This window comes from Deferribacterota bacterium (genome assembly GCA_034189185.1).
In the GTDB taxonomy this organism is placed as follows: domain Bacteria; phylum Chrysiogenota; class Deferribacteres; order Deferribacterales; family UBA228; genus UBA228.
This window is the reverse complement of record JAXHVM010000141.1, coordinates 1-4,879: the sequence shown is the minus strand read 5'-3', so window position 1 is coordinate 4,879 and position 4,879 is coordinate 1. Positions and strand designations below refer to the sequence as shown.

The following is a 4,879-nucleotide window of genomic DNA, read 5'->3' as shown; positions in this document are numbered from 1 at the left end:
GCCTTTATAGCAATGGCTTCATGTTTATCTATCATTTTCTCTTTACTGCCTTCCCATTTTGCTTGATAAATACCTACTACTATCTTATTAGGCATCTTTCACCTCATCAAATATTTTTATTTTTATTCAGATGTACTACGATCTGCAATTTTTAAAACTTCATCAAAGATATTTATAGCCTTATCTATTTCCTCTTTAGTTATAATAAGTGGTGGGGCTACGACAAAATGATTGTACCAAGTATTTATATATAAGCCCTTTTTAAGGGCATGCCCTGCAATTGTATCAGTCATTAGAGGCACTCCCTTTGCTTTATCTGATTTTGTATTAAAGGGCTCTCTACTTTCTCTATTTTTAACGATCTCTACAGCAAAAAAATGCCCAAGACCCCTAACCTCTCCAATTGATGGATGATTTTCCTTTAAGTAATTTAGGGCATCCATTAAATATTTCGAAGTAATACTAAGTTTGTCACCATCAATTAGTTTCTTATACTCATTAATTGCTGCAGGTATTGCAGAGAGTCCCAAAGGATGACTCGCATATGTATGACCATGGGCAAAATAATTATCATTAAAAAATTCTTTTATTTTTTCGCTTGTAATCGTTATACCTACTGGTGTATAAGCTGATGTGCAACCCTTGGCTGTTGTAATCATATCAGGGGATACATCCCAATTCTGATAAGCAAAGAGCCTTCCACATCTAAACCAACCACTCATAACCTCATCAAAGACTAAAAGGGCATCATTTTCATCGGCTATTTTTCTAAGAAGAGGCAAATATTCTTTCACAGGCACAATAATACCATTTGTTCCTACAACAGGTTCTACAATTATTGCTGCAACATTCCCTTCTTCTTTTATCATATAATCCACATATTTTGCGCACATAATACCACAATTTGGATATTCAAGCTCAAAGGGACATCTATAGCAATAACAGTCAGGTGCAAATATTACTCCCTCTATTAAATTATAGGGTTCAATAAACCATCTGCGAGGATCTCCTGTTAGAGAAATTGAACTTGCTGTTGCACCATGATAAGATCTATACCTTGAAATAATCTTATATTTAGGTCTCTTGTATTGTCTAATTATAGCCACTGCCGCCTCATTGGCCTCAGTGCCTGACGGGCTAAAAAATAGGTTATTGAGATCTTTTGGTAAAACACTAACAAGTGCCTTTACTGCTTTATATGTAGCATCAGTTAAGAAAGATGGGGCAATATAAGCAAGTTCATCGGCCTGCCTTTTTATGGCATCTATAATATCTCTATTGTTATGACCTAAGTTTGAACACATAAGTTGTGAAGAAAAATCTATATAGCTGTTGTTCTTTTCATCGTAAAATGTAGAACCTTCTGCCCTTTTAACAAATAAAGGAGACTGCCATACTTTCTGTTTTCTCCAGGTTCCAAAGGTATGTTTGCAAACAAAGCTTTTCATTGCCTCATAGTCCATTTATTACTCCATTATTTCTTTTAATTCATTATAACATAATTTGTGTTTTTCTAATAGTTTTGCAAAATATCTATAGATGATTTTATTATAATCCTTCATATGTTTAGTAATACTCTCATAAAATTGCACACAATCACTTTCTAGTTTTAATATTTCTTTTTTATAATCGCTTGCACTTTCGTCAATTCTTATAAGTGGCAACTCAACATTATTTAGAAAAAAAGTGCTCTCTAATGTATCAGTTACTGAATCCCTATAAGCTCTCTCAATGTTTCTACAGATTTTTAGCGTCTCTTTTTCTAGATTTTCAAAGAAAGGTTCATCAATTATAATATCCTCTGTAATCTTATTATAGACATTAGATAAATCCTCTTCAAATTGAATGACACTATTAATAAGTGTAGAAAGTGTATTCAAAACCACCTCTCTATAACAATCTTCCCCTCTAGAAAGAACCTTGTTATATCCCTTCCTTGAGCATGTAATGTTCCAAAAAAGGAGTCTTTCATGCCTCCAAAGTGAAAATGACCAACAGGAGCAGGCACACCAATGTTTATACCAATATTCCCACAGTTTACTTTATATCTAAATTCCCTAGCTATGCCTCCATTATTTGTAAAGATACTAGCTGCATTCCCATAATTCGATTGGTTTATAATCTCAATTGCCCTTTCAAAATTTTCAGCCCTTAATATAGAAGCCACTGGTCCAAATATTTCCTCTTTAGCTATTTTCATAGAAGGATCAACATTTGAAAAGACTGTAGGGCCTATAAATGATGTATCAGGGTAGTCCCCTTTTATATTAAAATTTCTGCCATCTAACTCAATTTTTGCTCCCTCTTTTATCCCCAATTCTAAATAATTTAGAACTCTTTTTTTCGCATTAATATTTTGCATTGGACCCATTTGCACTTCACTATCTAGCCCGTAACCAACGGTAATCTTACTAGCTGCCTGGATAAAATCTTTGATAAATTTGTTATAAAATTTATCATCCCCTACAACAATTGCATTGGCAGCTGCAAGACAACGCTGCCCAGTATTGCCAAAAAAAGAGGTTAATATTGCAGGTATAACCTTGTTTAAATCACTATCTGGCATTATAACCACATAATTTTTTGCCCCACCTTGTGAGACAACCCTTTTATAATTCTTACCACAGACTTCATAGATATGTTTAGCAACATTAGTAGAGCCAACAAAACATACACCTTTGATATCGGGGTGTTTTATAAGTCTATCTGCTACATTATTAAACCCATTAACTACATTCCAAACGCCTTCGGGCAACCCCGCTTCTAAAACTAATTCAGCAACCTTATACTGGGAGATGGGGTCAAGTGGCGAGGGTTTTATAATAATAGAATTACCTGTTGCAATTGCATAAGGTGCAAACCAGAGGGGCACCATAAAGGGAAAATTATAAGGTGTAATTGCTGCAAAAACACCCATAGGCTGGTATATACAAAACTCATCTATAGAGGAGGATACATCCTCTAAATTATGTCCCATCATAAGCATAGTTGTTGCACAGGCTGCCTCAATATTCTCTATACCTCTTCTTGTCTCACCCCTTGATTCATCAATTGTTTTACCATGTTCTATGGTTTGAATTCTGCTTAGCTCCTCAAAGTGTTCTTCTAATAGCTCTTTAAATTTAAAGAGATATCTAACCCTGATAATGGGTGGGGTTTGTCTCCACTCAATAAAGGCTGACTGAGCTTTGGCGACAATGCTGTCAATTTCATCAACTTTTGTATCGGGAACCCTTCCAATTATTTCATTTGTAGCAGGATTTACAACATTATGCATATCACCTCTTGAATCAATAAAATCACCATTAAAATTTTTTACTGTTATTATCTCTTTTATTGGGTTTTCATATATACTCATCTTATGCTCCTATCAATCTATTATAACATTTTATATAGACTTCACAACTACAATAGGCCATCTCTTTGGTATTTTAATTATACACCAATATAAAATAATTCTATTATCTTGTCTGTTATTAATTAATGAGATAACATGCTGTATACTCTTTTTAGGCTGTAACTCTTAAAAACAATAACCACTCTGGTTAAATTAATAAAAAACAGGATATATACAATCTGCAGGGCATACATAAGAACATAGTGAACAACCATCACATCTATTTTTATCAATAAATGCCTTTTTTTCGCTATTCATGCTTATTGCTTCGAACCCACTATCATTACAAGCAGTTAAACAAGTACTACATCCTGTGCACTGTTCTTCATTTACTTTATAGTAAATGTTACTGTTATATTTTAGGTTAGATGGTTCAACTAATTTATTATTAATAATACCAATAATTTCATCCACAGAATTATACCCCTTTTCTCTTAAATAATCAGAAAGACCACTGGTCAAAGAGTCAATAATTTGATAACCATTAAACATAACAGCAGTTGCTAATTGTAATATCGTGGCACCACACATAATAAAACTGACTGCATCTTCCCAACTAAATATACCACCCATTCCTGATACAGGAAGACCCACTTTTCTTACAAGCTCAACAACACACCTTTGGGCAATGGGTTTTATTGCTGGCCCTGATAGACCACCAAAAGCGGATAAACCATCTATAGAGGGCTCAGGCTCTTGTCTCTCTATATTAATACCAAGTAAGGATTTAACAGAATTTATAGCTGAAATTGCATCGGCCCCTGCTTGTTTTACCGCTTCACCAATAACAGTTATATCTGTAACATTGGAGGTTAACTTTGGCATAATAGGGATATCTGTTACTCCTTTAGCTTGTTTTATAATATTTGCTGCTAAAGAAGGGCTTTGACCGGCAGATAAAGAGCTTCCATTTTCAATATAATGCGGACAAGACAGATTTATTTCATACATATTTGGTTTAATTGCTGCTGTCTTTTCTAAAATATCTATCCAGTTACTTGAATTTATATCCCCCATAACACTTATAATGAGGCATTTTTCAGGAAATTCTAATCTTAACTTTTTAAGCTCAGGGATCCAGCTATCTAGCTTTTTAGTGCTCAATTGTTCAATATTCCCAAAAGAGGTTAATCTATCATTAATTTTATTAGCAAAAAATCTTGGCCTTAAGGTAGGTGAAGGAGAAGTGCTAATAGTTTTAATAACTGCACCTGCCCATCCTGCCTCAAATCCCCTTCGAATTAAGTGACAATTTGCAGTAGGTGGAGCTGACGCAAGAATAAAAGGATTTTCTAACCTAGTACCACAAAATAAAACAGAGAGGTCAATGCTATTTTTCATTTTACGCTTCAAACCTATCTATCATATTCTTTAGTCTCTCAAATTCTTTTTCTAGGTTGTTTATTGCATCAGTTACCTCTGCTACACTCCTTGAGGTCTCTTCAGACCCTGAGGAGATAACCTGTATATTGTCATTAGCTT

Annotated in this window: 4 protein-coding genes; all 4 read right to left on the bottom strand. The window is 34.2% G+C overall.

What is annotated here, in order from left to right:
- Window positions 1–122: 122 nt before the first annotated feature.
- A complete protein-coding gene (locus SVN78_08525; GenBank protein MDY6821650.1) occupies window positions 123–1,463 on the bottom strand; it encodes an aspartate aminotransferase family protein in 1,341 nt (446 codons plus the stop codon).
- 3 nt (window positions 1,464–1,466) lie between these two features.
- The gene (locus SVN78_08520) at window positions 1,467–1,880 is read right to left on the bottom strand and encodes a hypothetical protein (protein ID MDY6821649.1); all 414 of its coding nucleotides are present in this window, start codon (window positions 1,878–1,880) and stop codon (window positions 1,467–1,469) included.
- Window positions 1,877–3,358 (bottom strand): CoA-acylating methylmalonate-semialdehyde dehydrogenase, encoded by a 1,482-nt coding sequence (locus SVN78_08515; GenBank protein MDY6821648.1) that lies wholly within the window; start codon window positions 3,356–3,358, stop codon window positions 1,877–1,879. Before SVN78_08515 ends, SVN78_08520 begins: the two co-directional genes overlap by 4 nt.
- 192 nt (window positions 3,359–3,550) lie before the next feature.
- Window positions 3,551–4,738, bottom strand: coding sequence for an NAD-dependent dihydropyrimidine dehydrogenase subunit PreA (gene preA / locus SVN78_08510; GenBank protein ID MDY6821647.1), 1,188 nt, complete (start codon window positions 4,736–4,738; stop codon window positions 3,551–3,553).
- Window positions 4,739–4,879 lie beyond the last annotated feature (141 nt).

Coding starts and splice junctions, on each gene's coding strand:
- SVN78_08525 (MDY6821650.1), bottom strand. CDS start 1,463: ATGGACTATGAGGCAATGAAAAGCTTTGTTTGCAAACATACCTTTGGA.
- SVN78_08515 (MDY6821648.1), bottom strand. CDS start 3,358: ATGAGTATATATGAAAACCCAATAAAAGAGATAATAACAGTAAAAAAT.
- preA (MDY6821647.1), bottom strand. CDS start 4,738: ATGAAAAATAGCATTGACCTCTCTGTTTTATTTTGTGGTACTAGGTTA.